At 65.9% G+C, this 25,056-nt stretch carries 26 protein-coding genes; 8 read left to right on the top strand and 18 right to left on the bottom strand.

All coding sequences use genetic code 11. The features are described from left to right. Positions 1–37: 37 nt before the first annotated feature. From KM135_RS17710 to KM135_RS17755, 10 genes are all read right to left on the bottom strand, one after another. Positions 38–2,029: a S9 family peptidase gene (locus tag KM135_RS17710; RefSeq protein ID WP_221715401.1), complete on the bottom strand. Its 1,992-nt coding sequence runs from the start codon at positions 2,027–2,029 to the stop codon at positions 38–40. Between the two features lie 157 nt (positions 2,030–2,186). Next, the gene (locus KM135_RS19875) at positions 2,187–2,891 is read right to left on the bottom strand and encodes a PEPxxWA-CTERM sorting domain-containing protein (RefSeq protein ID WP_246606304.1); all 705 of its coding nucleotides are present in this window, start codon (positions 2,889–2,891) and stop codon (positions 2,187–2,189) included. A gap of 197 nt (positions 2,892–3,088) precedes the next feature. Next, positions 3,089–5,203 carry a sodium-translocating pyrophosphatase gene (locus KM135_RS17720; protein WP_221715402.1) on the bottom strand — a complete coding sequence of 705 codons (2,115 nt, stop codon included), beginning with the start codon at positions 5,201–5,203 and terminating at the stop codon, positions 3,089–3,091. 170 nt (positions 5,204–5,373) lie between these two features. Beyond that, positions 5,374–5,958, bottom strand: coding sequence for a hypothetical protein (locus KM135_RS17725; RefSeq protein ID WP_221715403.1), 585 nt, complete (start codon positions 5,956–5,958; stop codon positions 5,374–5,376). A 174-nt stretch (positions 5,959–6,132) separates the two neighbouring features. After that, the gene (gene thiL, locus KM135_RS17730; protein ID WP_221715404.1) at positions 6,133–7,053 is read right to left on the bottom strand and encodes a thiamine-phosphate kinase; all 921 of its coding nucleotides are present in this window, start codon (positions 7,051–7,053) and stop codon (positions 6,133–6,135) included. A gap of 13 nt (positions 7,054–7,066) precedes the next feature. Then, a complete protein-coding gene (gene nusB, locus KM135_RS17735; RefSeq protein ID WP_221715405.1) occupies positions 7,067–7,513 on the bottom strand; it encodes a transcription antitermination factor NusB in 447 nt (148 codons plus the stop codon). Beyond that, the gene (locus tag KM135_RS17740) at positions 7,510–8,037 is read right to left on the bottom strand and encodes a DUF1993 domain-containing protein (protein ID WP_221715406.1); all 528 of its coding nucleotides are present in this window, start codon (positions 8,035–8,037) and stop codon (positions 7,510–7,512) included. The genes nusB and KM135_RS17740 overlap by 4 nt, the downstream gene beginning before the upstream one ends. An 11-nt stretch (positions 8,038–8,048) precedes the next feature. Then, positions 8,049–9,353, bottom strand: a complete 1,305-nt coding sequence (hisD, locus tag KM135_RS17745) for a histidinol dehydrogenase (RefSeq protein ID WP_425517090.1) — start codon at positions 9,351–9,353, stop codon at positions 8,049–8,051. Next, complete coding sequence (hisG, locus tag KM135_RS17750) at positions 9,343–10,005, bottom strand: ATP phosphoribosyltransferase (protein ID WP_221715407.1); 663 nt, start codon at positions 10,003–10,005, stop codon at positions 9,343–9,345. Before hisG ends, hisD begins: the two co-directional genes overlap by 11 nt. Positions 10,006–10,198: 193 nt before the next feature. Further along, a complete protein-coding gene (locus KM135_RS17755; protein ID WP_221715408.1) occupies positions 10,199–11,488 on the bottom strand; it encodes an adenylosuccinate synthase in 1,290 nt (429 codons plus the stop codon). Positions 11,489–11,784: 296 nt separating this feature from the next. Between KM135_RS17755 and KM135_RS17760 the strand changes: the two genes are divergently transcribed. Then, positions 11,785–11,985, top strand: a complete 201-nt coding sequence (locus KM135_RS17760; RefSeq protein WP_221715409.1) for a hypothetical protein — start codon at positions 11,785–11,787, stop codon at positions 11,983–11,985. Beyond that, entirely contained in the window at positions 11,985–13,067 is a 1,083-nt protein-coding gene (locus KM135_RS17765; RefSeq protein ID WP_221715410.1) for an FAD-dependent monooxygenase, read from the top strand. The genes KM135_RS17760 and KM135_RS17765 overlap by 1 nt, the downstream gene beginning before the upstream one ends. An 18-nt stretch (positions 13,068–13,085) precedes the next feature. On the opposite strand, the gene arsC is transcribed toward KM135_RS17765, so the two are convergent. The 4 genes from arsC to KM135_RS17785 are packed head-to-tail and all read right to left on the bottom strand — an operon-like array spanning position 13,086 to position 14,930. Continuing rightward, positions 13,086–13,493 carry an arsenate reductase (glutaredoxin) gene (arsC, locus tag KM135_RS17770; protein WP_221715411.1) on the bottom strand — a complete coding sequence of 136 codons (408 nt, stop codon included), beginning with the start codon at positions 13,491–13,493 and terminating at the stop codon, positions 13,086–13,088. After that, on the bottom strand, positions 13,490–14,155 hold the full coding sequence (locus KM135_RS17775) for an MIP/aquaporin family protein (RefSeq protein WP_221715412.1): 666 nt from the start codon (positions 14,153–14,155) through the stop codon (positions 13,490–13,492). Before KM135_RS17775 ends, arsC begins: the two co-directional genes overlap by 4 nt. After that, positions 14,152–14,493: an ArsR/SmtB family transcription factor gene (locus tag KM135_RS17780; RefSeq protein WP_221715413.1), complete on the bottom strand. Its 342-nt coding sequence runs from the start codon at positions 14,491–14,493 to the stop codon at positions 14,152–14,154. Before KM135_RS17780 ends, KM135_RS17775 begins: the two co-directional genes overlap by 4 nt. Then, a complete protein-coding gene (locus tag KM135_RS17785; RefSeq protein WP_221715414.1) occupies positions 14,493–14,930 on the bottom strand; it encodes an ArsI/CadI family heavy metal resistance metalloenzyme in 438 nt (145 codons plus the stop codon). The genes KM135_RS17780 and KM135_RS17785 overlap by 1 nt, the downstream gene beginning before the upstream one ends. Before the next feature lie 128 nt (positions 14,931–15,058). On the opposite strand from KM135_RS17785, the gene KM135_RS17790 reads away from it, so the two are divergent. Continuing rightward, positions 15,059–15,772, top strand: coding sequence for a 2OG-Fe(II) oxygenase (locus tag KM135_RS17790; protein WP_246606306.1), 714 nt, complete (start codon positions 15,059–15,061; stop codon positions 15,770–15,772). Positions 15,773–16,026: 254 nt separating this feature from the next. On the opposite strand, the gene KM135_RS17795 is transcribed toward KM135_RS17790, so the two are convergent. The 3 genes from KM135_RS17795 to gntA are packed head-to-tail and all read right to left on the bottom strand — an operon-like array spanning position 16,027 to position 17,562. Further along, a complete protein-coding gene (locus KM135_RS17795) occupies positions 16,027–16,290 on the bottom strand; it encodes a hypothetical protein (RefSeq protein ID WP_221715415.1) in 264 nt (87 codons plus the stop codon). Between the two features lie 7 nt (positions 16,291–16,297). Further along, positions 16,298–16,882 carry a DUF1989 domain-containing protein gene (locus KM135_RS17800; RefSeq protein ID WP_221715416.1) on the bottom strand — a complete coding sequence of 195 codons (585 nt, stop codon included), beginning with the start codon at positions 16,880–16,882 and terminating at the stop codon, positions 16,298–16,300. Continuing rightward, on the bottom strand, positions 16,879–17,562 hold the full coding sequence (gene gntA, locus KM135_RS17805; RefSeq protein WP_221715417.1) for a guanitoxin biosynthesis heme-dependent pre-guanitoxin N-hydroxylase GntA: 684 nt from the start codon (positions 17,560–17,562) through the stop codon (positions 16,879–16,881). The genes KM135_RS17800 and gntA overlap by 4 nt, the downstream gene beginning before the upstream one ends. A 200-nt stretch (positions 17,563–17,762) precedes the next feature. Between gntA and KM135_RS17810 the strand changes: the two genes are divergently transcribed. Together KM135_RS17810 and KM135_RS17815 are read left to right on the top strand one after the other, a co-directional pair. After that, positions 17,763–19,964 carry a prolyl oligopeptidase family serine peptidase gene (locus KM135_RS17810; RefSeq protein ID WP_221715418.1) on the top strand — a complete coding sequence of 734 codons (2,202 nt, stop codon included), beginning with the start codon at positions 17,763–17,765 and terminating at the stop codon, positions 19,962–19,964. Between the two features lie 235 nt (positions 19,965–20,199). Continuing rightward, on the top strand, positions 20,200–20,727 hold the full coding sequence (locus KM135_RS17815) for an SRPBCC family protein (protein ID WP_246606307.1): 528 nt from the start codon (positions 20,200–20,202) through the stop codon (positions 20,725–20,727). Between the two features lie 68 nt (positions 20,728–20,795). Here KM135_RS17815 and KM135_RS17820 read toward each other — a convergent pair whose 3' ends face one another. Beyond that, a complete protein-coding gene (locus KM135_RS17820; RefSeq protein WP_221715419.1) occupies positions 20,796–21,362 on the bottom strand; it encodes a PEPxxWA-CTERM sorting domain-containing protein in 567 nt (188 codons plus the stop codon). Positions 21,363–21,677: 315 nt separating this feature from the next. Here KM135_RS17820 and KM135_RS17825 point away from each other — a divergent pair, with 315 nt between their 5' ends. From KM135_RS17825 to KM135_RS17835, 3 genes are all read left to right on the top strand, one after another. Continuing rightward, on the top strand, positions 21,678–22,280 hold the full coding sequence (locus KM135_RS17825; RefSeq protein WP_221715420.1) for a hypothetical protein: 603 nt from the start codon (positions 21,678–21,680) through the stop codon (positions 22,278–22,280). 71 nt (positions 22,281–22,351) lie between these two features. Further along, a complete protein-coding gene (guaA, locus tag KM135_RS17830) occupies positions 22,352–23,920 on the top strand; it encodes a glutamine-hydrolyzing GMP synthase (protein WP_221715421.1) in 1,569 nt (522 codons plus the stop codon). 307 nt (positions 23,921–24,227) lie between these two features. After that, positions 24,228–24,998, top strand: coding sequence for an alpha/beta fold hydrolase (locus tag KM135_RS17835; protein WP_221715422.1), 771 nt, complete (start codon positions 24,228–24,230; stop codon positions 24,996–24,998). Positions 24,999–25,056 lie beyond the last annotated feature (58 nt).

A 25,056-nucleotide genomic window follows, 5' to 3' on the forward strand; every position in this document is an offset into this window, starting at 1 on the left:
GCCTATAGCCGCCCCTGTCCCCTCTGGCTACGCGCGCTCAGGCCGGATTGTGCGCAGCGAGAAACTTCTCCAGCCGGTCCAGCCAGTCCTTGAGATTCTCCGGCTTGTCGAGGCCATGGCCCTCGTCCGCATAGCTGTGCGTCTCGAACTTCTTGCCCGCCAGCTTGAGCGCATCGATCAGCATCTTGCTCTGCCGGGGCGGCACCGTTGTGTCCTGCTCGCCATAAGCGATCAGCACCGGCACCTGGAGCTTTGCCGCCTGCTGCACCGGGGAGACCGACGCCATGTCAAAATCCGCCGCGCCACGGACCTTTTCGCGCCAGTCGTTCTGATATTTCTTGCTGATGAAGAAATCGAGCTGATAGCTCAGTTGCCGCTTGAGGTCCGTCACGCCCGCGAAGCTCACCGCGCAGCGATAGCGCTCGGGATTGCGGATCGCGCCCCAGAGCGCGGCGTAACCGCCATAGGACGAGCCCACGAGACAGACCCGTTTCGGGTCGATGATCCCTTCCTTGGCGAGCCAATCCATGCCGTCGTCGAGATCGTCCTGCATGGTGCGGCCCCACTGGCCATAGCCCTTGTCGGAAAACTCCTTACCATAGCCGCTCGACCCGCGAAAATTGGGCTGTAGCACCGCGTAGCCGCGATTGACGAGGAACTGGACTTCGGTGTTGAAGCTGAGGTCGTCGCGCACGCCATAGGGCCCGCCATGCGGCAGGATGACCAACGGCAGACCTTTAGCGGGCCGCCCCTTGGGCAAGGTAAGATAAGCGGGGATTTCGAGGCCGTCTCGCGCCTTGTAGGTGACATAGCGCGTCTTCGGCAGGTCCGCCGGCTTCAGTCTCGCAAAGGGCACGAAATAGCGGGTCATCTTCCCTTGTGCGGGTTCGAAGATGTAGTAGCGGCCCGGGTCATTGCTGTCCCCGCTCCACACCATGATGACGCCTTTATTCCTGCTCCAGGAGGTCATCCAGTTCTGTCGACCCTTGAGCCCACCGTCGATCAGCCCCTGAAGCTCGGAAAGCTCCTTGTCGAAAAAGTGGATGCGCTCCCGGTCGTCGGTGTAGCTCGCGTAGAGCAGTTGTTTGCCGTCGGCTGTCGTATCGTAATCGGTTATGTCGTTGACCGGATGGTCATAAACCTTCTCGCCGATCTCGCGCGTCGCGAGGTTGAATTTGTAAAGCGCGTAGCGGCCCGAATTCTCGTTGGAGAGCGTGTAGCCCTCATCGGACCCCTGGTAGACACGGATGACATCGAGGATCGCATCCTCGTCGTCCACTTTCGGCTTGGCGATGGTCTGGAAGTCCTCACCCTCCGCACGCCGGTAGACGACGCGGTAGGTCCTGCCCGAGAAGCCAAGTCCCATGCGTACCACGCCCGCATTGTCGGCGATCCATTCCCAGATGTAGCTGCGCGCCTTGGTGACTTCCTTGCTTTCGCCGGTCGCCAGATCGAAGCGAAAGACCGATGGATATTCGTAGATCGTCTTCTGGATTGAGAGGAGAATCCACGCGCCGTCGGGATCGACGTAGAGCACATCGTCGCCCTCCAGCCCCTGCTGCTTGCGACCGACGAATTTCGGCTCTCGTGTCTCGATATCGTAAGAAAGCAGGCGGGTCGCCCGCGCCTCGTCGCCATACCAGGGCACGGTGGTCGCCAGGCTGATGAGGAGGCGCTTGCTCCCGGCCCAGCGATAGTTGGCGAGTTCGAACTTCTCGGGGATGGTCATGGCGAACGGCTCGGCCTTGCCGAGCAGGTCGAAGACGACCAGTTTCGTCTGCTTGTCCTGGTTGCTGCGCGCTAGCAGGTGATGGCCGTCCGGCGAAATCTTGAAGTCGCTGTACCAGGGCACTTCGGCGAAAGCCGCGCTCGGAATGATCGGCGGGACTGCCTCTTGCGCGGCAATGGCGGCCGGCGACAATGCAGGCGGAGCGGCATCTTGCGCAAAACTCGTCGTGGCAAGCGACACGAGACCCATCAGCGCAGCGCCCTTCAGCGCGCGCGCAACAGTCACCACAGAATCGATCATCCTTCTTCCCCCTGCGCCTCTCTTGCCGCAGGCTGCGGGCAGTTTGAAGCCTCCCGACAGAAGAAACATCGTTAACGGAGGCGACTGGACATGAAAGAAAAAGCCCGCCCGGACCGCAGTCCGGACGGGCTCTCCCAGTCCCCAAAGGAAAAAGCGATCAGGCGAAGCTGACGGAGGCCTTGCGGCGGCGCATGGCGGCACCGGCGAGCGCGAAGCCACCGATCATCATGCCCCAGGTCGCTGGCTCGGGAACGGCGCCCGGTGCGACGCGATCGATCGAGACGTTGTCGATGATCACGCCGATATTGTCGGCGCTCGGCGAACCGATATAGGCCTTGAAGCTGCCCGCAACGCTTGCCGTGAACGAAAGCGAGTAGGTGATGTAACCATAGTTGCTCGGAATGCTGAACGTGGTCGCATCGAGATTCGTGCTGTTGATGTCACCGAAGACGAACGGGCTTCCGCCGATCGTGATCGTGACGTCTTCGTATATCATCGCGCCCGACTGCGACAGGAAACCGTAATTGACGTCTTCCGTCGATCCGCGCTGGCTGCCGCTCAGGTCGAAGGTCAGCGAGACGAGGTCGCCGGCGCTGAAACCGAACACGCTCTTCGTGACGAGACGGCCGCCATTGCCCGTCGATCCGTCCAGATCGACGCAGCCGCCGCTGGCGCAGTTCAGGCCCGGAAAGCCTTTCAGATAATCGACCGTGCCATCCACAACGTCGAAATTAGCGAAACCGGCATAGTTGAGTATCGACGCGCCCGCTTCGCCATCGAAATTGTCGGTCAGAAGATTGGTCGCATTGGCCGGCAGGCTAAGCGCCAGCGCCGATGCCGCGACGAGCAAGGAAAGCTTCATGATCATGACTCCCACAAGCGGAAGGATTCCCATTCCGACCGCGTCGCGATGAATAGCAAAGGTTAACGCAAAACGCCATGCCGTTAAGCATGGCCGCGCAAGCCTGATTGCCCCATAACGGGAAGAGCCCGCCCGGACCTCTCAGTCCGGACGGGCTCCCTCCTCTCCCGTCTACCGGGATATGCGCCGGAGCTGTTTTACATCGCCCCGTGCGCCAGCGCGGCGAGCAGAAGCAGCGCCACGATGTTGGTGATCTTGATCATCGGATTGACCGCCGGGCCAGCCGTGTCCTTGTAGGGATCGCCGACCGTGTCGCCCGTCACCGCGGCCTTGTGAGCGTCAGAGCCCTTGCCGCCATGATTGCCGTCTTCGATATACTTCTTGGCATTGTCCCAAGCGCCGCCGCCCGAGGTCATCGAGATGGCGACGAACAGACCCGAGACGATGACCCCCAGCAGCAGCGCACCGACGGCGGCAAAGCCTTCCGCCTGCCCCGCGACGGCCGTGATCACGAAATAGACCACGATCGGCGCCAGCACCGGCAGCAGCGAGGGGATGATCATCTCCTTGATCGCCGCCTTGGTCACGATGTCCACGGTGCGGGCATAATTGGGCCGCGAGGTGCCCTCCATGATGCCCGGATTGCTGCGGAACTGCTCGCGCACGTCCTCGACCACCGCACCGGCCGCGCGGCCCACGGCAGTCATGCCGAAGGCGCCGAACAGATAGGGCAGCAAAGCGCCCAGCAGCAGGCCGACGATGACGTAAGGATTGCTCAGCGAGAAATCGACCGTCACGTCCGGGAAATACTGCTTGAGGTCTTCGGTATAGGCACCGAACAGCACCAGTGCCGCCAGCGCCGCCGAGCCGATGGCATAGCCCTTGGTAACAGCCTTGGTGGTGTTGCCGACCGCATCCAGCGCGTCCGTGCGCGTGCGCACGTCGTCCGGCAGGCCCGCCATTTCGGCGATACCGCCCGCATTGTCGGTGACCGGGCCGTAAGCGTCGAGCGCGACGACCATGCCGGCGAGCGCCAGCAGCGCGGTCGCGGCGAAGGCGACGCCCATGATGCCGGCGATCTGGAACGTCGCGACCACGGCGACCACGATCACCAGAGTCGGCAGCGCGGTCGATTCGAGGCTGATGGCGAGGCCCTGGATCACGTTGGTGCCGTGACCCGTGACCGACGCCTTGGCGATCGACTTGACCGGGCGATAGTTGGTGCCAGTGTAATATTCTGTGATCCACACCAGCAGGCCGGTCACCGCGAGGCCGATCAGCATGCAGTAAAAGAGATCCATGCCGGCGTAGCCGCCGGTGCCGTCGATGCCCGCGCCGATCGCCGTGTACATGTCGCCGCCCAGCGCATAGCTGGTCGCGAAATAGATGGCGGGGACCGAGAGGATCGCGGTCGTCCAGAAGCCCTTGTAAAGCGCGCCCATGATGTTGTTGGACGCGCCGAGGCGCACGAAATAGGTGCCGATGATCGAGGTGATGATGCACACGCCGCCGACGATCAGCGGGAGCGACATCAGCTGCATGAGCTGCGCAGCCGGTGCATCGACCAGCAGCGCGATGGAGACCATAGTGAGGCCGATCGTGACCACATAGGTCTCGAACAGGTCCGCCGCCATGCCCGCGCAGTCGCCGACATTGTCGCCGACATTGTCCGCGATCACGGCCGGGTTGCGTGGGTCGTCCTCGGGAATGCCGGCCTCGACCTTGCCGACGAGATCGGCTCCGACGTCCGCGGCTTTGGTGAAGATGCCGCCGCCGAGACGCGCGAAGATGGAGATGAGCGAAGCGCCGAGCGCCTGCGCGGTGAGCGCCAGCACGATCTCGCGATCATTGGGGGCCATGCCGCCAGGGCCGGTCAGATACCAATAGAGCACGGCGATCGCGAGCAGGCCGAGACCCGCCACCAGCATGCCGGTGATCGCGCCGGAGCGGAAGGCCAAGGTGAGGCCGCCCTGCAGCGATGTGCGCGCAGCCTCGGCCGTGCGCACATTGGCGCGCACCGAAATGTGCATGCCGACATAACCGGCCACGCCCGACAGCACGGCGCCGATCAGGAAGGAGACGGTGGGGAGCACGCCGAGCGTCGCGGCGACGATGACGGCAACGATCACGCCGACAATGGCGATGGTGGTATATTGCCGCCCTAGATAGGCCTTGGCGCCTTCCTGAATTGCGCCGGCGATTTCCTGCATTTTTGCGTCGCCTGCCGATGCCCCGAGCACCTGGCGGCTGGTCACGAAACCATAGATCACGGCCAAGAGGCCGCAGCCAATGGCGATCAACACCGATGTCATATCGATTTCCCCTGCTCCTATTTGCCGGGCTTTTTCCACCCTGTTTGGCTTTGGGCCGGGAACGTAAAGGTGTAGCTTGCCGCGTCAAGCGGATAAACCGGCCAGCAGCCGGGGAACCGGAAGGGAAAAGCGACGGGACCGGAACAGACCGCCCCCCCGTGGCGCGAGCGTCAGGCGAATTTGACCCGTTCGCCACCGTCCTCCTCGCCGCTTTGGCCTTCCGCCACCTGCGAATAGGCCGCCTGAGCAGCGGTTTGCGTCTGCGTCTCAGCCGGCCGTGCCGTCGTCAGCTGGGGCATGGCGAGGTCGGCAATGCCCTGCAACACCCGCGCGCCGGACGGACCCTGGGCAGGGAACGGCGCGTGCGACGGCAGGGCGACCGTCACAACATCGGGTGCGGAGGTCGCGGGCACGAACTGGGCGGGCGCGCTCGAGGGAGCAGGCACAGTTCCATAATTCTGCGCGCCGTCGCCGATGCCCAAATAGGCCGTCGCGGCCGCATCGTCGTCAGCGATCCGCTCAGGCTCTGCTTCCCGCGCAAGTGGTGGCGGCACTGCGGGCGGGGAATAGGTCAGCACGTCGCCATCTTCCGGTTCGCCCGGCTCGTACACGACGCCGGGAGACGCCGCCGCCGGCGTCGGCTCGGACGCCGAGGCCACGGCCTGCACCCCGGATGCGCCGCCGAGAAGCGGAAGCCCCGGCTGAAGCGGCGAGGCAGCGCCGGGAGACGAAAATCCCCCCAGGGAAAAAGTCATGATGAAGCTCCCACGCGGTCCCCGGGCATGTCCTCTAGTGCCCATGCGTTGCGCAGGCGCAAAGCGACGTGACTTCCGCGATAGTAAGCCTAATCGGCGGTTAGGGGTGATCCGCCTATATGGGGCGCTGGCGCGCGGACAGTCCGGAAGCGACGCCATTCCTTCCAACCCAAATCAGCCATGCTCATACCCCAACCGGTCAGGCACAGGCACTGGCTGACCGTCGAGCAGGATCGAGAGGCCCTCGCCGTCCGTGAAGCGGCCGATCTCGATCAATGCCTCCGGTGGAGCGACATCGGCCCCCAGCGCCACGAGCAGAACATAGTCGTCCCCGGCCGTCGCAGCAGTTAGCCGTGCCTCGACGGACGCGCCCCTTTCCGCCTCGAAAGCCTGCGACAAAGGCACATGCCCGATCTCGACCGCGCAGCCGCTGGCATCGGCCATCCGCCGCGCATCGATAAGCAGACCGTCGGACACATCCATCATTGCCCGCACCATCGGGGCCAGTGATCGCCCCAGCGCCACATGCGGCTGCGGCAGGCGATAGGCGGACACCAGGGCATCCGGCGCTTCGTGGCCTTCGTTCAGCAGAGCGAGGCCCGCGCCAGCGTCGCCGATCGGGCCGGACACGTAGAGCCTGTCGCCCGGCCGCGCCCCTGCCCGGCTCGGCACGCTCTGCCCCGACGGCACCTCGCCCAGCGCCGTCAGCCCGATCATGCGCGGGGCGCCCGCCGGCAGCGACACCGTATCGCCGCCGATCAGGGGCATGCCATACTGCGTCAGCGCCTTCTCCAGCCCCTCGATAAACGCCATGTCCCAGCCATGATCGCCCTTTAGCGCATAATTGAGCAGGCAGGCGAAGGGCGTTGCGCCCTTGGCGGCGAGATCGGAGAGATTGACGGCCGCCAGCTTCCAGCCGACCGTTTCCGCCGGATCGTCCGGCCGGAAATGCACACCCTCGATCATCGTGTCGCTGGTGAGCACGAGCTGATCCGCCCGCGCGGCAAGCACGGCGGCATCGTCCATCAGGCCCCGCGCCGCCGGGTCCGTGGCCATCCGCTTCAGCCGGCGGAGAAAATCCGCCTCGCCGCTCATTTAGGCCAGATACTCACGGACGCGCCGTCTTCGCGATGGCGTCGAGCAGGCCGTTCACGAAGCCCGCTTCGCGCTTGTCGTAAAAGGCATGGGCGACATCGACATATTCGCTGATGATGCTCGCCACCGGCACATCGGCCCGCGCCAGCAGTTCATAGCTGCCCGCGCGCAGGATCTGCTTCATCGGCTTGTCGAGCCGCTCGAGCGACCAGCCCTGCGCCAGCCGCCCGGCGATCAGCGCATCGATCTCCTCGCGCCGCGCATCCACGCCCTTCACCACATCGTCGAAAAAGGCTTCCTCGGCCGGGTGATAGGTCACGTCCTCGATCGTCGCGCCCAGCCGGTGCTGGTGGAACTCGTGCAGCAGCACGGCCAGCGGCGTCTGCTCCATCTCGAGCTGATAGAGCGCCTGCACCGCCGCGAGGCGGGCCGCAGAGCGCGTCTTGGATCGACCGTTCATGCCGGCACCTTCAGGCGGATCTGGCCGATGAAATCGCGCTTGCCGATCGCCACGCCCTTGCCGCGCAGGATGGCATAGGCCGTCGTCGCGTGGAAAAAGAAATTGGGCGTCGAGAAGGTCATGAGGAAGGTCTCGGCCGTGAACTCCATGCGCCGCTCGCCGATAACGAAGGCCATATCGCGCCCGATGAACTGCTCGACCTCATCGCGCCCGACCGCTTCGAGCGCCGCCTGCGCCGTATCCAGCCGCTCGATCATCGCCGCGAAGCTGGCCGGCGGCTCGCTCATGTCGGGCGAGAACTGGCCCTTGCGTACGCCCTCGATCGCGCCTTGCGAGTGCACGGCGACCGACTTCACCTGATAGGCGAAGGGCAGCATGTCATCGATCAGCCGCGCGCCGATGATCTCCTCGGGCGCCGTCCCGGTCTCGGCGCAAAAGGCCTCAGCCTTGCCGACCAGCCCGCGCACGGCGCCGATGCCCTGCAGGAAATTGGGAATGGTCGCGTCGAAGAGTGAAAAGGCCATCGGGCTTCTCCTTATTTGCTTGTGCTACGGCCGAGACGCTTTGCCACGCTGGCCGCATGGGCCGGCAGTCCCTCGGCGTGCGCCAGCGCCACGGCCGCCGGGCCGATGGCATCGAGCGCCGCCTGATCGAGCTGCAGGAAACTGGTCCGCTTCATGAAGTCCAGCACCGAAAGGCCGGACGAGAAGCGCGCGCGCCGCCCGGTCGGCAGCACATGGTTCGGCCCGGCCACATAGTCGCCGATCGCCTCGGGCGTCATGCGGCCCATGAACACCGATCCGGCATGGCGCACGGCATCGAACAAAGGTTGCGGCGCGTCGACCGCCAGCTCCAGATGCTCGGGTGCCAGTCGATCGACCAGCGGGATCGCCGCCAGCAGGTCCGACACGAGGATGATCGCGCCATTGTCGCGCCAGCTGATCGCCGCGCGCTCGCCGGTCGACAACTCGGCGAGCTGCCGATCGACCGCCGCCGCCACGGCATCGGCAAAGGCCGCATCGTCGGTGAACAGGATCGACTGGCTGGTCGGGTCATGCTCGGCCTGGCTCAGAAGGTCGGCCGCGATCCACTCCGGATCGTTGCGGCCATCGGCGACAACCACGATCTCCGACGGCCCGGCGACCATGTCGATGCCGACCGTGCCATAAACCTGCCTTTTGGCCTCGGCGACCCACGCATTGCCGGGGCCGACCACGACATCTACGGGCGCGATACGCTGCGTGCCATAGGTCAGCGCCGCCACGGCCTGCGCGCCGCCGACGCGCCAGATCTCGCTCACACCGGCGATATGCGCCGCGGCGAGTACCGCCTGATTGAGCTGCCCGCCCGGCGTCGGCGACATCATGACGATGCGCTCCACGCCCGCGACCTTGGCCGGAATGGCATTCATCAGCAGTGAGGAGGGATAGGCCGCGAGGCCGCCCGGCACATAGATGCCCGCCGCCTCGACCGCATTCCAGCGCGCGCCGAGCCGCACGCCGGACTGATCGGTCCAGGCGCTGGCTTCCGGCTTCTGCTTCTCGTGATAGGCAGCGATCCGCCGCGCCGCGAGATTGAGCGCCTCGCGCAGATCGTCGGCAATCTCCTCATGCGCCTGCGCGCATTGCTCGGCGGTGATCGCCCAGCCTTGCGCATCGAGATCGAAGCCATCGAACCGCGCAGTCAGGTCGGCCAGCGCCGCATCGCCTTCGCCCCGCACCCGCGCGATGATCTCACGCACCGCCTGCGCGACATCCTCGTCCGCCTCGCGCCGGCCATTGACGAGCGCATCGAACCTGTCCGCGAAATCGGCCTGCGCCATGTCCAGCCTAAGCGACACGGCTCGTCTCCACGGCGGCGCGGAAGCGCTCGACCATCGGCACCAGCTCGGCCGCGCGCATCTTCATCGCGGCGCGATTGACGATCAGCCGCGCGGAAATCTCCATGATCGTCGCGGTCTCGACCAGTCCGTTCGCCTTGAGGGTGGCACCCGACGAGACCAGATCGACGATCCGCCGCGAGAGGCCGAGCGAGGGCGCCAGCTCCATCGCGCCATTGAGCTTCACGCACTCGGCCTGAATGCCCTGCCGCTCATAATAAGCGCGGGTCAGGTGCGGATATTTGGTCGCGACGCGCACGTGGCTTGCCTGCGAGAGTTCCTCGGGCTGCGCATCGGCCGGCTCGGCGACCGACAGGCGGCAATGGCCGATGGCGAGATCGACCGGTGCATAAAGCTCGGAATAGCCGAATTCGGCGATCACGTCCGATCCCACGATGCCGATCTGCGCCGCGCCATGCGCCACGAAGGTCGCCACGTCGAAGGCGCGCACGCGGATGATCGAGAGCCCCTCGACATTGGTCGCGAAGCGCAGTGCCCGGCTCTCCTTGGCGAAGAACTCCGCCTCCGGCTCGATGCCCGCCTGCCGCAGCAGCGGTAGCGCCTCATCGAGGACTCGTCCTTTGGGAATGGCGAAGATGATCGGCCGGCTCATGATGCGCCGCGCCTTACGGCCTTGCGCGAAAAAGGGCAATCTCTTGGCCCTATCTCTTGGCCGGCCCGCGCCGATCCGCTTTGGAACTCTCCACACGCCTCATCCATTGTTTGCGTCGAAGCCTGTCCTTGCAGATTGGGGCTGGCGTCAACAAACTCGGGGCGAACGAAAAGGGGAAGCAAGCGCCCCCCCTTCACCCCTCGAACGGATCGCGCACCAAAATCGTGTCGTCCCGCTCCGGCGAGGTCGAGACCGATGCCACCGGGCATTCGATCAGTTCCTCGATGCGGCGGATATATTTGATCGCCTGCGCCGGGAGGTCGGCCCAGCTGCGCGCGCCGACCGTCGTGCCTTCCCAGCCGTCCATTTCCTCATAGACCGGCTCGACCGCCGCCTGATCCGCGGCATGCGCGGGCAGATAATCGATGATCTCGCCATTGAGCCGGTAGCCGGTGCAGATCTTGATCGTCTCGAAGCCGTCCAGCACGTCGATCTTGGTGAGCGCGATGCCGGTCACGCCGCTGAGCGCGCAGGTCTGGCGCACCAGCACCGCGTCGAACCAGCCGCAGCGCCGCTTGCGCGCCGTCACCGTGCCGAATTCATGGCCGCGCTTGCCGAGCAGTTCGCCGGTCTCGTCCTCCAGCTCGCTCGGGAACGGGCCGGAGCCGACCCGCGTCGTATAGGCCTTGACGATGCCGAGCACGAAGCCCGCCGCATTCGGCCCCATGCCGGTGCCCGAGGCGACCGTGCCGCTGACCGTGTTGGACGAGGTCACGAACGGATAGGTGCCGTGATCGACATCGAGCAGCACGCCCTGCGCGCCTTCGAAGAGGATGCGCTTGCCCGCTTTGCGCACGTCGCGCAGCCGCTTCCACACCGGCTCGGCGAATTGCAGCACGAAATCGGCGATCCCACGCAGATCCTCGATCAGCTTCGCGCGGTCGATCGGCGGCTCGCCGAAGCCGGCGCGCAGCGCGTCGTGATGCGCGCAGAGCCGATCGAGCTGAGCGTCCAGATCGTCGAGATGGGCGAGATCGCACACGCGGATCGCTCGGCGGCCGACCTTGTCCTCATAGGCCGGGCCGATGCCGCGCCCGGTCGTGCCGATCTTGCCCTTGCCCGCCGCCGTCTCGCGCAGCGCATCGAGGTCGCGGTGGAACGGCAGGATCAGCGGGCAATTGTCCGCGACCGCGAAGTTGCTGCGATCGACCGTGACGCCCTGCCCCGCCAGCTTCTCCAGCTCGGCCTTGAGCGCCCAGGGGTCGAGCACCACGCCATTGCCGATGATCGAGAGCGTGCCGGTGACGATGCCCGAGGGGACGAGGCTGATCTTGTAGGTCGTGTCCCCCACCACCAGCGTGTGCCCGGCATTGTGGCCGCCCTGGAAGCGCACGACGCAGTCCGCCCGGCTCGCCAGCCAGTCGACGATCTTGCCCTTGCCTTCATCGCCCCACTGGGCGCCGATGACCGTTACATTTGCCATGGATATACGTCCTCCGCCCTGCCAGAGCGGATCCGGACCGCCCTTCGACAGGACTCGGCGACCGGATGGAATCAAGGGCGCTCGCCCGTTCCGCGGCGCGCCCTAGCTGTGGGGCGGATCGCAAGTCAACAGCAAATCCTCCCCGGCACGGGGAGGAATAAGAGAGGTCGGCAAAACGGCCCCAAATGCGCCGCGCGCGTAGCCGAAGGCTCTCACGCTCCGACGGGGCCTCTCGTCAGGCGCGCGGCGTGTTTCTCGCTGGACCGATATATGTCCCGGTGGCTATCGGCCCCCGCATGAGTGTAATCGCGACCATCATGAATTCGGCCACGGGCCAGCCGATCCAGAAAATGACCTTTGGCCGCATGCCAAAGCCCTGGGCCAGCTTCAATCTTGCGACGGGCGAGTTGGTGACGGCTGATCGGGTCCAGGTCGGCAAGCCGGCGCCGGGGAAGTTTGTCGCGCCGGTCGAGGTCTGGGTGACTTTGAAGAGCTGATGTCGTCCGGTCAGGCGCACGTCAGCGACATCCTGATCGTCGGAGGATCGCTCGCCGGCCTCATGACGGGGCTCGCGCTCTCGCGGCACGGCTTCTCCATCGCACTGCTGGAGCGTTCGACGGATACCGACCGGACCGGCGCTGCCCTGCAGGTCGGCTATGGATTGCTCGAGCAACTGACCGGTCGCCGACATGCGCCGGGCATGCTCGCAACGGGCGTTCAGGCATGGCAATCGGTCTATCGGGGTTTGCGTGGGGCGGCGGAAGACGCGGGCATGCTGATCCTGCAGAATGCCCGTGTCGAGACGGTCGGCGAGGATGAGGGGCGCGCCTTTGCGACGACCGTCGACAATCGGCGGTTCGAAGGCGCTGTCCTGATCGGTGCCGACGGCTATCAGAGCATTGTCCGGCGCTATCTCTGCCCGGAGCGGCCGGATGCCATGTTCGCGGACTATCTGGCCTGGGTCGGCTTTGCCGAGGAATCGGCGCTTTCGGCCCGCTTTCCGCCCCATCTCGAATTTCTGGAGTCCGGTCCCTATCTGCTGCTCGGCTTCCCGCTCACCGCCGCGGACGGCAGCCCCGAGCGCGGCCGCCGCCGGGTGGGCTGGGGCTGGTACGACGCGGGGCACAATGCGATCCTGCGCGAGACCGGCGCGGTCGAAGGCGATCTGGTGCGGCATTCCCTGCGCCCGGCCGACATGCCGGACGCCCTGTTCGACGAGCTGGCAGCACTGGCGCGCCGGCACTGGCCATCGCCGTGGCGCGACGCAATCCTGGAATGCATCGCGCGCAAGGCGGTGCTGGGTACGCCCGTCGTGCAATATCTGCCAGATCGGCTCGCCTCCGGACGGGTTTGCCTCGTCGGCGATGCCGCGCATGTCTGCACGCCGATGACGGGCAATGGCTTTGCGACGGCAGCGGACGATGCGCTGACCCTGGCGCGGTTTCTGGACGCTGAAGCGCTGCGCTCCGATCCGCTCGGCGCGCTGCGCTCCTACGAAGCGTCCCGGCTACCCGAGGTGCGCAGACTGGGCAGGTCCGGGCAGCAGATCAGCCAGAATTTCGTGCGCGCCAGTCGCTGAGGCGGTTGCCGCCGCATGTCAGCGCACGATCTCGCCGTCTTCCTTGGTGAAATGCTCGGGCCGCACATCGAGCAGCTCCAGCACGACTTCCGACGGGCGGCAGAGGCGCGTGCCCTTGGGCGTCACGACGATGGGGCGGTTCACGATTATGGGGTGGTTGATCATTGCGGTGAGGATCGCCTCATCGGAGACATCGCCGCCGAGCAGGCCGAGATCGGCGGCGGGCGTGCCCTTCTCGCGGATGAGATCGCGTGGCGCGGCACTCATCGCGGTGAACAGCGCTTCGAGCTGCGGGCGGGTCCAGCCGGTCAGGCGATATTCGACCACTATGGGCGCGTATCCCGCCGCCTCGATCATCGCCAGCGTGTTGCGCGAGGTGCCGCAATCGGGATTGTGATAGATGGTGATCGGGAACGGGTCGGTCATGTCGAGGGCTCCTCCTTGAACAGCCAGCCGAAGAACAGGACCGCCGCCAGCGCGCCTGTGAGCTGCGCCGCGATAAACAAAGGGGCGGACGAAGGCGCGATGCCGGCGAAGGTGTCGGACAGGCTCCGTGCCACCGTTACCGCCGGATTGGCGAAGGACGTTGACGCCGTGAACCAGTAGGCGGCGGTGATGTAGAGACCGACGGCGACCGGCACGAAGGCGGGGCGCGAGCGCGCGGTGCCGAGGATCGTCCCGATCAGACCGAAGGTGGCGACGAACTCGGACAAGCCCTGCGACGGCCCGTCGCGCAACTTCGTCGAGACCTGCAGCAGCGGCTCGGCGAACATGGCATGCGCGAGCCAGACGCCGGCGATCGCGCCGAGGAACTGCGCCACGACATGGACGGCCGCTGTCGATCCGGGCAGTTCGCGCCGGAGCAGGGCCATCATCGTCACGGCGGGATTGAAATGCGCGCCGGACACCGGACTGAAGATGTGGATCAGCACGACCAAAGCCGCGCCCGTCGCGATCGTATTGCCGAGCAGGGCAATGGCGTCATTGCCGTCCGACAGGCGCTCGCCCATGATGCCCGAGCCGACGACCACGGCGAGCAGCAGCGCCGTGCCGACGCCTTCCGCGGCGAAGCGTCGGAAGTGGTTCATTGCGGATCGCAGCAGCTTTGCGCCACGTCGGCGAGCGGCGCGCAAATCTCCGGCCGTCCCGCGCAGCAATCCTCAACGAGAAAACCGAGCAGATCGCTCATCCCGTCATAACTGGCCGAATAGATGATCGATCGGCTTTCGCGGCGCGAGTTGATGAGGCCGGCATGAGACAGGATCGTCAGATGACTCGACAGCGTGTTGGGCCGCAGCCCGATCTCGCGCGCAATCTCGCCGGCCGGCATCCCTTCCGCACCGGCGCACACGAGAAGCCGAAATACGGCGAGCCGATGCCCGTGCGCGAGCGCGGAAAGCCTCTCGACGGCGTCCGGCAGCAGCATCAGCAGCCGGCCGCTTTCGGCGCACAGCAGGCAGCGGAGGACGGCGCGGGGATGACCTCATCCTCGCCATAGGCGGTTGCGTCGCCCATCGTATAGAAGGTCTCCCAGCGGACGCCGGCCGTGTCCGTCACCCAGCTCTTGTCCGACACGGCGTAGCAGCAGGTCGTTGCTTCCTGATCGACCGTGATGTTGCCGGCAGCCTTGAGGCGCGTGGCGAGCTCAGCCAGCTCCTCTGGCGCGTCCACCTGGATGCCGACATGATCGACGCCGATGGCGCGGGCGCGGGAGGAAATGGCGAGGTTCACTCGGGGATCGTCGAGCATCCACTTGGCATAGTCATGCTTCACGACGACCGGCGGCGCATCGAACAAGGTGCTGTAGAAGGCGATGGCCTGATCGATATTCGGCACGCTGACGTGGAGGTGCATGCGTTTCATGTCGGGTCTCCGTTGTTCGATAGTTCTACTATCGTTGAAATATCGATTCGACAAGAGGCTTTTCGAGGCGCGCTTTGGACGCAAGCGCCGGGAAGCGCCGGGCGCCGTGGGGCACTAGACCCGGCGCCATGAAGAAGGACATGGAGCAGAGGATCGCCGCGCTCGACTGGGCGGGGCTGGTGGAGAAGCTGGACAAGCAGGGCTGGGCGCACGTGCCGGGGCTGCTCGATGCGGCGGCGTGCCGGGAGGCGGCCGCGATGTTCGACGCGCCGGAGGGGTTTCGCAGCCATGTGGTGATGCAGCGGCACGGCTTCGGGCAAGGCGAATATCGCTACTTCGCCTATCCGCTGCCGCCGCTGGTGGCGGCGCTGCGGGCGGGGCTGTATGCGCGGCTGGCGCCGTTGGCGAATTATTGGCAGGCGCGGATGGGCGCGGCCGTGACGTTTCCGGAGGCGCATGCGGACTTCGTGGCGCGCTGCCATGAGGTGGGGCAGCGGCGGCCGACGCCCCTCATCCTGCGCTATGGGCCGGGCGATTATAATCGGCTGCATCAGGATATTTACGGGCCGCTGGTTTTCCCGATCCAGGCAGTGATCCTGCTGTCCGAGCCGGAGAGCGACTTCACCGGCGGCGAACTGGTGCTGACCGAGCAGCGGCCGCGCATGCAGTCCCGCGCGCAGGTGGTGCCGCTGAAACAGGGCGGAATGGCCTTGTTCGCGGTGAACAGCCGGCCGGTGACCGGGACGCGCGGGACTTACCGCGTGACGATGCGGCATGGGGTGAGCACGCTGCGCGCGGGCGCCCGGCATACGCTGGGGATCATTTTTCACGATGCGCCCTGAGCGCGAGCGGGTTGCCGGGGTGACGCACGACGGGTCGACCCGTGTCCGAGCATCCTTTAGCGTGGGCCTGGACATGCGATGCTCGACCCCGGCGCGCCGTGGGTAGGCAGGCCATGTGGACGCCAGCTTAACGGCAAGGGTGTGCCGGGGTTAACCGAGCCGGGGGCGGCTTGGAGCGATCTTCGGAGGCGCATGCCGGTGGCGGCGCGGTGCATCAATCGAGACCTCGGCGGGACCTCCGGGCAGCAAAAAGACTAGGCCGCCTTCTCCCGCGGCCGGATCAAATAGCGCCACACGCCGATCAGGTTGATCCCCAGCAGCACGACATTCTGCAAGCCGATGCCGGCGCTTTCGGGCTGGAGGAAGCCCCAGGCGATGAGGGTGAGCGAGCTGGTGACGAAGATGACCATCGCATAGCCGGTCCAGCGGCGGCCGAGATCAAGCGAGACCAGGAGCGCGGCGAGCGTGGCGGCGGCGGCGCCGTAATATTGGAGGCCGTCGAGGAGCCAGTCCGGCATGGTGCGCTCATTCGACCTTGTAGTCGATCGGCTTGAAGCTGCCGCCGTTGCTCGCATAGGCGGAGCAGGCGGTGAGGCCGATGACGAGATTCATCTCGGCACGCAGCGTCAAGCTGTCGCCGGCCTTGCTGAGCGGCGGCTCGACGCTGATCTTGCCGTCCGGCGCGACGGGGACGTTCATGAAGACGTTGAAGGCCACGGGGATCGCATCCTCGGTCACGCCATAGGGCGCGAGCGCCTCGGCGAGATTGCCGAAGCAGCCGCGATGCACCGGCTTGTCGGGATAGAAATGCACGAAGGTGGCGATGCTGCAGGGCGTGAGCAGGAAATCGTGGCAGCCGACCGTGTCCGCCTCGATTGTCAGCATGACGCGCGAACGGTTCGACCAGAGGCGGTTGCCGGTGGTGAGGCGGATGGTCTCCTCATAGTCCAGCGTGCGGCCGTTGCTGAGGACCTCGCGGATATCCTCGTGGCCATAAGCGAGCAGATCGGCGACCTGGCAGCCCTCGGGGTCGATGACGGTGAGGCGCTGCCCCTTGGCGAGCTCGATGGCGACGGCGGAGCGCGGCGGGATGCGCTGAGCGACGCTCATGCGGCCGCTCGCGGATCGTGGAACGGGCATTCCCAGTCCTCGTCGACCGCGCGGCCGCTATATTGCCCGGCCTCGCTCGTCTCGCCGTGGCGCGCGAGCATGGGATTGACCGAGCCGGCAAGCTGCACGTCGCGCTCCAGGATGGTCTCGCGGATGGTCTCATATTTGCCCTCGGCGCGCAGCCGCTCGAACTGATCGTGCAGATTGAACACGATGACCGGGCGCTCGAACCGGCGAGCGGGGCGGCTGGCGCGGGGATGCAGGCCGACGGCGAAGAACGCCTCGCCGCCGAAGCTCAGCGAGAAATGCGGATTGGCGGGATCGGCGCTGACGCGCTCGTCATAAGGGAGGCCGAGCCAGGCGTCCTTGTCGGCCAGCGACTGGAGCCGCGCCCAGAGCGCCTGCTCGAAGGCGGCTTCGTCCAGCGCGGCGGGGTCGGCGAAGATGATCGCGAGGCTGCGGAACAGGCCGGGATCGGCACGATATTCGCCGGACCAGTCGAGCAGTTCGTCATGCAGGCGCAAATCGTCCCAGCCGCTCTCGATCGACCAGCCGACGAGGGTGCGCAAGGTACCACGCGAGAGCGCCGACTTGGCGCCGACGCAGGGGAAGTCCTTGGCGCGAATGAAATTCTCGAAAGCCTGACGCAGGCGTTCGCTTTCCTGTCGGGAAACGAGCATTGGGGTGTCCGCAGTTGATTTATTCTATTTTGTGAACTGCCGAGTGCGAAGGATTGTTCCGCTCGGATTGTCGCAAAAGAGAGCGACGGCCGGACCGTTAACGGAGGCTCCATCGGCGCATGTGTACTCTCTGCGCTTGAAAAGCCCGGTCCGGCGCATAGGGTGTGTGATGGAGAGGGTGTGTGAAAGTCGCGTTGTCCATGTCGTTTGCCAAGTCCGTTTTGAGTGCCGTCGGTCTGTTGCTGGCGAGCGCAGGTCCGGCGTGGGGCAAGGATGACGATGCAGCGCTGCCGGTCGCGGTGCATGAGCGGGCCGAGATCGTCCTTGACGGACCTTCGCTCTCCTATCCGCAGACGCGCCGGCTTGATCTGGTCGAGACCAAGTTCGGCGTGGCGGTCGCGGATCCCTATCGCTGGCTCGAGAATGACGTGCGCGGCGACAAGGATGTTCAGGCCTGGGTCGCGGCGGAGAATGACGCGACCTTCGCTTATCTCAAGACCTTGCCGGGGCGCGACGCGCTGCGCGACCGCATGGCGAAGCTCACCAATTTCGAGCGCTACGGGACGCCGCGCAAGGCGGGCAGCCGCTATTTCTACACGCGCAATTCGGGCCTGCAGAACCAGTCGCCGCTCTATGTGCGCGAGGGGCTGCAGGGCGAGGAGCGCAAGCTGCTCGACCCCAACAGCTTTGCGCAGGACGGGGCGACGGCGCTGGCCGAATGGCTCCCCTCGGACGATGGGCGCCATCTGCTCTATTCGGTGCAGGACGGCGGCACGGACTGGCGCATCCTGCGCGTCGTCGATGCCGACAGTGGCAAGACGCTCGACGACCGGATCGAGTGGGTCAAATATTCGACGCTCTCGTGGAGCGGGGACAGCAGCGGCTTCTTCTATTCGCGCTTCGATCCGCCGGCGAGCGGCAGCAAATATCAGTCGACCGTCGAGGGCCAGCAGATCTGGTTCCACAAGGTCGGCACGCCGCAATCGGCCGACCGGCTGATCCATGCGACGCCGAACCGGCCGGAGCTGCGCCATGGCGGGCGCGTGACCGATGACGGGCGCTGGCTGGTCATCACGACGACGCAGGGCACCGACCCTCGCCACGAGCCGAGTCTGCTCTCGCTCACCGACCCCGATGCGCGGCCGATCCGGCTGGTGCGCGGGCTGGAGCATGAATGGCAGTTCGTCGGCAATGTCGGCGACACGCTTTACTTCCGCACGACCGTGGGCGCCCCGCGCGGGCGGCTGGTGACGCTCGACGCGCGCAATCCGCGCAAGAAGCCCAAGGAAATCGTCGCCGAGCGCGTGCAGACGCTGGCGGGGGCGTCGATGGTCGGCAGCCGGATCGTGGTCGCCTATCTGGCCAATGGACGAACGATTGCGGAGATCGTCGATCTCGAAGGGCGGCTGCGCGGCGAGGTGCCGCTGCCTGGCATGGGATCGGCGGCGGGCTTCGGCGGCAGTGTCGGCGATCCCGAGACCTTCTTCGCCTTCTCCAGCTTCACCACGCCGACGACCATCTATCGCTACAACGTCGAGACCGGCACGACCGAGATCTTCGCGCAACCCAGGCTCTCGTTCGATCCGGCGAACTATCTGATCGAGCAGATCTTCTACACCTCGAAGGACGGGACGCGGGTGCCGATGTTCGTGGTGCGGCGCAAGGATCTGGCCGCCTCGCACAAGACTGCGCCGACGCTGCTATACGGCTATGGCGGGTTCAACGTCTCTCAGACCGCCGGCTTCTCGCCGACGCGGCTGGCGTGGCTGGAGCAGGGCGGCGTGGTGGCGATCGCGCAACTGCGCGGCGGCGGCGAGTTCGGCCGGGAATGGCACGATGCCGGGCGGCTCTCCAACAAGCAGAATGTGTTCGACGACTTCATCGCGGCGGCCGAATATCTCCAGCTCATGGGCTATACCGGCAAGGGGCAGTTGGCGATTGAGGGGCGCTCCAACGGGGGCCTGCTGGTCGGCGCGGTGGTCAACCAGCGGCCGGACCTGTTCGCGGCGGCGCTGCCGTCGGTCGGCGTCATGGACATGCTGCGCTTCGACCGGTTCACGGCGGGGCGCTATTGGGTGGACGATTATGGCTATCCGGACCGCGAGCCCGATTTCCGCAATCTCCTCTCCTATTCGCCCTATCACAACATCAAGGATGGCGCGGCTTATCCGGCGATCCTGGTGACGACAGCGGACACGGACGACCGCGTGGTGCCCGGCCACAGCTTCAAATATGCCGCCGCGCTCCAGCATGCCGATCTCGGCGCCAGGCCGCGCCTGATCCGCATCGAGACGAGGGCTGGCCATGGGCCGGGCAAGCCGACCGACAAGGTGATCGAGGAATATGCCGATATGTACAGCTTCGTGGCCCACTGGACAGGGCTGGCGCTGACGGGGAAATAGCTCGATCTTAGCCCCTCTCCTTCAGGGGAGGGGTTGGGGTGGGGTTGGAGGTTGCCGATCAATTGCCGCGCTAGCGATGCCTGCGCATCGCCCCCACCCTTTCCCCCTCCCCTGAAGGAGAGGGGCTTAAAGATGCCCGCGTCGCAATGATGCGCTGACGCCAGGCAAATGCGTTCTGCTCTCGCTTCCGGTTCGATTGGCGCTTAATCTCCCGAAGGACGAAGGGGGCGAAGCGATGGCGGTGAAGACGGGATATGGAATGGCTCTGGCGCTCAGCGCGCTGCTCATGGCGGCGCCCGCGCAGGCCGAGGTCAAGGAATTGAACGCCAGCGGCTTCACGGTCAGCCATGTGAAGACCGTGCCGGCGAGCCCGGCCGACGTCTGGGCAGCGCTCGCACAACCTGCGCGCTGGTGGTCGAGCGCGCATAGCTGGTCCGGCGATGCGAAGAACCTGACGCTCGATCCGCAGCTTGGCGGCTGCTTCTGCGAGCGCTGGAGCGGCGGCGGGGCGGAGCATGCGCGGGTGATCCATATCCAGACCGGCAAGGTGCTGCGGCTGCGCGGATCGCTGGGGCCACTGCAGAGCGAGGCGCTGGTCGGCACATTGACCTATCTGATCACGCCCGAGGGCACGGGCACGAAGATCATCGTCGATTATGTCGTGGGCGGCCATGCCTCGTTCGGCGTCGATGCGGTGGCGCCGGCCGTGGACGGGGTGATCGGCGAGCAGGCGGCGAACCTGGCCAAGCTGCTCGGCGGCTGACGGCGCGGAAACAAAAAGGGCGGCGCCGTTACCGGTGCCGCCCTGTCGTAGGTCTTTATGACCGCGCGTCAGGCGAAGCTGACGACCGTCTTGCGGCGGCGCATGGCGACGCCTGCGAGGCCGAGGCCGCCGAGCATCATCGCCCAGGTCGCCGGCTCCGGAACAGCCGGCGCACCGGTGTCGAAGAAGGTGATGTGCGAGTAGCCGGGCTGCTTGAAATAAGCGTCCAGATCGACCGAACCCGAGGTGATCGGATCGGAATCGTAGAAGAGAATGTGGCCGTTGGCCTGCTTCATCGTGAAGTAATGCACGATCGGATCGTTCGCGCCCGGCGTATAGGTGAACGAGAGGACGTTCGTGCCACCATCGTAGGTGATGGCGAATTCCGAGCCGTCGATCGACGGAAACAGCGTCGATGTGTCGGTGGTGCCGCCGTTGTTATACTTGAAGATCGCCGGAGACCCGCCGCTGCCGCTGCCCTGGACCACGCCGGTCTGGGTCGCATAACAGGTGGAGAAACCGCCCACGCAATCATTGCCGGCGAACTGCCCGAGGAAAACGAGCGTGGCCTGGGCCGGAGCGGCCACCAAAAGCGCGGCGCCCGACAAGGCGGCGGCCAGAGTAAGATGCTTCATGATCAAGTCCTTTCCCACCCGGGCTTCCCGTTCCCTTACGGTGAAGCCCGATACGACCTTGCTTTGCGCCGTTTTTCCGATTTCTAAAAGAAGGATTAACCTTGGTTTTGAGCGGCTTTGTTCCGCTGTGGGACGCAATGGTGACATTGAACGCAAATTCAAGGAATTGTGGCGGCCTTCAGACTTGTAAATTCTTCGCGTCGGGGCGTCTGCGCGCCTCTCCGGCGCCTCATTCAGCCACCGCTCATCGCCGAGTCGCTAATTCTGCACGCCTTGTCGGCAAATGTGCCGATCGCTCAGGAAGGGCAAAAGACCATGACGGTGCGTTCGAAACTGGCTCTCGGCCTTGCGGCGGGAGCGCTGGTGATCGGCTCGGTGAGCCCCGCCGCCGCGCGCGGCTATGACGGGCGCTGGCGCCATCACCGTCACAATGACGGCCCGAGCGCGGGCGCCGTGTTCGGCATCCTGCTCGGCGTTGGCGTGATCGCCGCGATCGCGGCGTCCAACGAGAAGAAGAAGCGCGAGGCCGAGCAGCGCGGCTATGATCCGCGCACCGGCGACCGCAGCTATGATCCGCAATATGACGAGCGCCGCGCGGACAGCCGGACCTATGACGATCGCAACTATGACGGGCGGCGCGCGGACGATCGCAGCTACGACAGCGGTCGCGCCTATGCGAGCGAGGACGAGGCAGTCGATGCCTGCGCCGTCGCCGCGCGCGATCAGGCGGCGAGCTCGGGCGGCTTTGCCGAGATTCGCGGCATCACCGACGTGCGGCCCTACAACAACGGCTATGACGTGACCGGCACGATCGACCAGCGCAGCAGCTATCGCGCGAACGACCGCCGCACGCGCAGCTTCCGCTGCACGTTCGACAATGGCCGGGTCGAGGGCGTGAGCTTCAGCGCGTCGATCTGAGCGCGACATAGCTGGTTAAAGTGGCGGGCGAGAGGCTGGACAGTCTCGCGCCCGCGCACTATCGGCCTGCCATGTCGGCACATCCTGATTCCATCCTCATCGTCGATTTCGGCAGCCAGGTGACGCAGCTCATCGCGCGGCGTGTGCGCGAGGCGGGCGTCTACAGCGAGATCGCTCCCTTCACCCAGGCGCAGGCTGCGTTCGAGCGCATGAAGCCGCGCGGCATCATCCTTTCCGGATCGCCGGCCGGCGTGCCCGAGGAGGGATCGCCGCGCGCGCCCGAGGCGCTGTTCGAGGCGGGCATCCCCATTCTCGGCATCTGCTACGGGCAGCAAGTGATGAGCCACCAGCTCGGCGGCACGGTCGAGGCGGGAAGCAATGGCGAGTGGGACGGCGAGTTCGGCCGGGCCTTCCTCACCGTTACCGAGCCCTGCGTGCTGTTCGACGGGCTGTGGCAGGTCGGCGAGCGCCATCAGGTGTGGATGAGCCATGGCGACAAGGTGACCAAGTTCGCGCCGGGCTTCCGCATCGTCGCGGTCTCGGATGGTGCCCCCTTCGCGGTGATCGCGAATGACGAGCGGCGCTTCTATGGCACGCAGTTCCACCCGGAAGTGGCGCACACGCCGGACGGCGCGAAGCTGATCGCCAATTTCGTGCGCCATGTTTGCGGTTGCGCGGGCGACTGGACGATGGCGGAATTCCGCGCGACCAAGATCAGGGAAATCCGCGAGCAGGTCGGCAAGGGTCGGGTGATCTGCGGCTTGTCCGGCGGGGTCGACAGCGCGGTTGCCGCCGTGCTGATCCATGAGGCGATCGGCGAGCAGCTGACTTGTGTGTTCGTCGACCATGGCCTGATGCGTCAGGCCGAGGCGGAGCAGGTGGTGAGCCTGTTCCGCAATGCCTACAATATTCCACTGGTCCATGTAGACGCGAGCGAGAAATTCCTTGGCGGTCTTGCCGGCGTCACCGATCCCGAAGCCAAGCGCAAGTTCATCGGCGCCGCGTTCATCGACCTGTTCGAGGAAGAAGCGCGCAAGATCGGCGGGGCCGATTTCCTCGCGCAGGGCACGCTCTATCCCGACGTGATCGAGAGCGTCTCGTTCACCGGCGGGCCGAGCGTCACGATCAAGAGCCACCACAATGTCGGCGGACTCCCCGAGCGCATGAACATGAAGCTGGTCGAGCCGCTGCGCGAGCTGTTCAAGGATGAAGTGCGCGAGCTGGGCCGCGAGCTGGGTCTGCCGGACATCTTCGTGGGCCGCCATCCCTTCCCGGGGCCGGGCCTCGCCATCCGCATCCCCGGCGAAGTGACGCGCGAGCGCTGCGACATCCTGCGCAAGGCGGACGCGGTCTATCTTGAAGAGATCCGCAATGCCGGGCTGTATGACGCGATCTGGCAGGCCTTCGCCGTGCTGCTGCCGGTGCGCACCGTGGGCGTGATGGGCGACTATCGCACCTATGACAATGTGCTGGCGCTGCGCGCGGTCACCTCGACCGACGGCATGACGGCCGACATCTACCCCTTCGACGCCGCCTTCCTCAGCCGCGTCTCGACGCGGATCATCAACGAGGTGAAGGGCATCAACCGCGTGGTTTACGACTATACATCGAAGCCGCCGGGCACGATCGAGTGGGAGTGATCGGGTAAGAGCGAAGGTCCGGGGGACCTTCGCCCCGATCACTCGGCTCCGCAAGGAGCCGCCGGCGCCATAGACCCGGCGGAGGTCGCCTATCGCAACATGCGCGATGGCTGGACGAAGGTGGTGGAGCGGTTCGGCACGGTCGCCTGGGAACAGGATTAGTGCATCGGGCCATTCCGCCGGTGACGGCCGAAAATAGCGGTTCCACGCTCTGCCGCCGTTCAGATACGGTGCGTATGCTGCGCTCCGAATCACCCGGAATGAGCTTGACGGCTCACCTTGACCGGGCGCGGAAGGAGAAGATGCCGTGATCGATCGCCGTACATTCACGAAGGCTGCTCTTGCGGGAGCCGCAGCCCTTGCCGCGCCGCGCGCCCTGGCGGCTGCCGCTGCCCCGCAGAAGGCGCGCAATATCGTGCTGGTGCATGGGCTGTTCGCCGACGGCTCGTCCTGGTCCGAGGTCATCCCGCTGCTTCAGGCGCGGGGACTCAACGTCACCTCCGTGCAGAACCCGCTGACGACATTGCCGGAGGCGGTCGCCGCGGCGCAGCGCGTGCTGGAGCGGCAGGACGGCCCAACCGTGCTCGCGGGGCACAGCTTCTCGGGCATGATCGTGTCCGAGGCGGGCGCGCATCCCGACGTTTCCGCTCTGGTCTATGTCGCGGCGCGAGCACCGGACGCAGGCGAGGATTATGGCGCGCTGGCCGCGACCTATCCGCCGCCGCCGGCCAGCGCGGGCATCGTCTATGATGGCGACGAGGGGCGGCTGAGCGAGGCGGCCTTTCTGCGCGATTTTGCCGGGGATCTGCCGGAGGCCAGAGCGAAGGCGCTCCATGCCGTCCAGCAGCCGTTCAATCGCGCCCTGCTGACCGGCCGGACGACGCAGGCCGCATGGCGCAGCAAGCCGAGCTTCTACGCCGTGTCGACGGAGGACCGCACGATCAATCCCGATCTGCAGCGCTTCATGGCGAAGCGCATGGGCGCTCGGACGATCGAGCTGCGATCGAGCCATGTGTCGCTCATCTCGCATCCACAGGAGATTGCGCGGCTGATCCTGGAAGCTGCCGGGCAAGGTTGAGTGGACCGGATTCGGCTCGTCGCGGCGAGGATTCGGTTCGCCTCGGCGACTCTTGAGC

This window comes from Sphingobium xanthum, assembly GCF_019737615.1.
Lineage (GTDB): Bacteria > Pseudomonadota > Alphaproteobacteria > Sphingomonadales > Sphingomonadaceae > Sphingobium > Sphingobium xanthum.

Bases quoted from the DNA above. Each gene is read 5' to 3' on its own strand.
- KM135_RS17710 (WP_221715401.1), bottom strand. From the start codon at position 2,029: ATGATCGATTCTGTGGTGACTGTTGCGCGCGCGCTGAAGGGCGCTGCG.
- KM135_RS19875 (WP_246606304.1), bottom strand. From the start codon at position 2,891: ATGAAGCTTTCCTTGCTCGTCGCGGCATCGGCGCTGGCGCTTAGCCTG.
- KM135_RS17720 (WP_221715402.1), bottom strand. From the start codon at position 5,203: ATGACATCGGTGTTGATCGCCATTGGCTGCGGCCTCTTGGCCGTGATC.
- KM135_RS17725 (WP_221715403.1), bottom strand. From the start codon at position 5,958: ATGACTTTTTCCCTGGGGGGATTTTCGTCTCCCGGCGCTGCCTCGCCG.
- thiL (WP_221715404.1), bottom strand. From the start codon at position 7,053: ATGAGCGGCGAGGCGGATTTTCTCCGCCGGCTGAAGCGGATGGCCACG.
- nusB (WP_221715405.1), bottom strand. From the start codon at position 7,513: ATGAACGGTCGATCCAAGACGCGCTCTGCGGCCCGCCTCGCGGCGGTG.
- KM135_RS17740 (WP_221715406.1), bottom strand. From the start codon at position 8,037: ATGGCCTTTTCACTCTTCGACGCGACCATTCCCAATTTCCTGCAGGGC.
- hisG (WP_221715407.1), bottom strand. From the start codon at position 10,005: ATGAGCCGGCCGATCATCTTCGCCATTCCCAAAGGACGAGTCCTCGAT.
- KM135_RS17755 (WP_221715408.1), bottom strand. From the start codon at position 11,488: ATGGCAAATGTAACGGTCATCGGCGCCCAGTGGGGCGATGAAGGCAAG.
- KM135_RS17760 (WP_221715409.1), top strand. From the start codon at position 11,785: ATGAGTGTAATCGCGACCATCATGAATTCGGCCACGGGCCAGCCGATC.
- KM135_RS17765 (WP_221715410.1), top strand. From the start codon at position 11,985: ATGTCGTCCGGTCAGGCGCACGTCAGCGACATCCTGATCGTCGGAGGA.
- arsC (WP_221715411.1), bottom strand. From the start codon at position 13,493: ATGACCGACCCGTTCCCGATCACCATCTATCACAATCCCGATTGCGGC.
- KM135_RS17775 (WP_221715412.1), bottom strand. From the start codon at position 14,155: ATGAACCACTTCCGACGCTTCGCCGCGGAAGGCGTCGGCACGGCGCTG.
- KM135_RS17780 (WP_221715413.1), bottom strand. From the start codon at position 14,493: ATGCTGCTGCCGGACGCCGTCGAGAGGCTTTCCGCGCTCGCGCACGGG.
- KM135_RS17785 (WP_221715414.1), bottom strand. From the start codon at position 14,930: ATGAAACGCATGCACCTCCACGTCAGCGTGCCGAATATCGATCAGGCC.
- KM135_RS17790 (WP_246606306.1), top strand. From the start codon at position 15,059: ATGAAGAAGGACATGGAGCAGAGGATCGCCGCGCTCGACTGGGCGGGG.
- KM135_RS17795 (WP_221715415.1), bottom strand. From the start codon at position 16,290: ATGCCGGACTGGCTCCTCGACGGCCTCCAATATTACGGCGCCGCCGCC.
- KM135_RS17800 (WP_221715416.1), bottom strand. From the start codon at position 16,882: ATGAGCGTCGCTCAGCGCATCCCGCCGCGCTCCGCCGTCGCCATCGAG.
- gntA (WP_221715417.1), bottom strand. From the start codon at position 17,562: ATGCTCGTTTCCCGACAGGAAAGCGAACGCCTGCGTCAGGCTTTCGAG.
- KM135_RS17810 (WP_221715418.1), top strand. From the start codon at position 17,763: ATGTCGTTTGCCAAGTCCGTTTTGAGTGCCGTCGGTCTGTTGCTGGCG.
- KM135_RS17815 (WP_246606307.1), top strand. From the start codon at position 20,200: ATGGCGGTGAAGACGGGATATGGAATGGCTCTGGCGCTCAGCGCGCTG.
- KM135_RS17820 (WP_221715419.1), bottom strand. From the start codon at position 21,362: ATGAAGCATCTTACTCTGGCCGCCGCCTTGTCGGGCGCCGCGCTTTTG.
- KM135_RS17825 (WP_221715420.1), top strand. From the start codon at position 21,678: ATGACGGTGCGTTCGAAACTGGCTCTCGGCCTTGCGGCGGGAGCGCTG.
- guaA (WP_221715421.1), top strand. From the start codon at position 22,352: ATGTCGGCACATCCTGATTCCATCCTCATCGTCGATTTCGGCAGCCAG.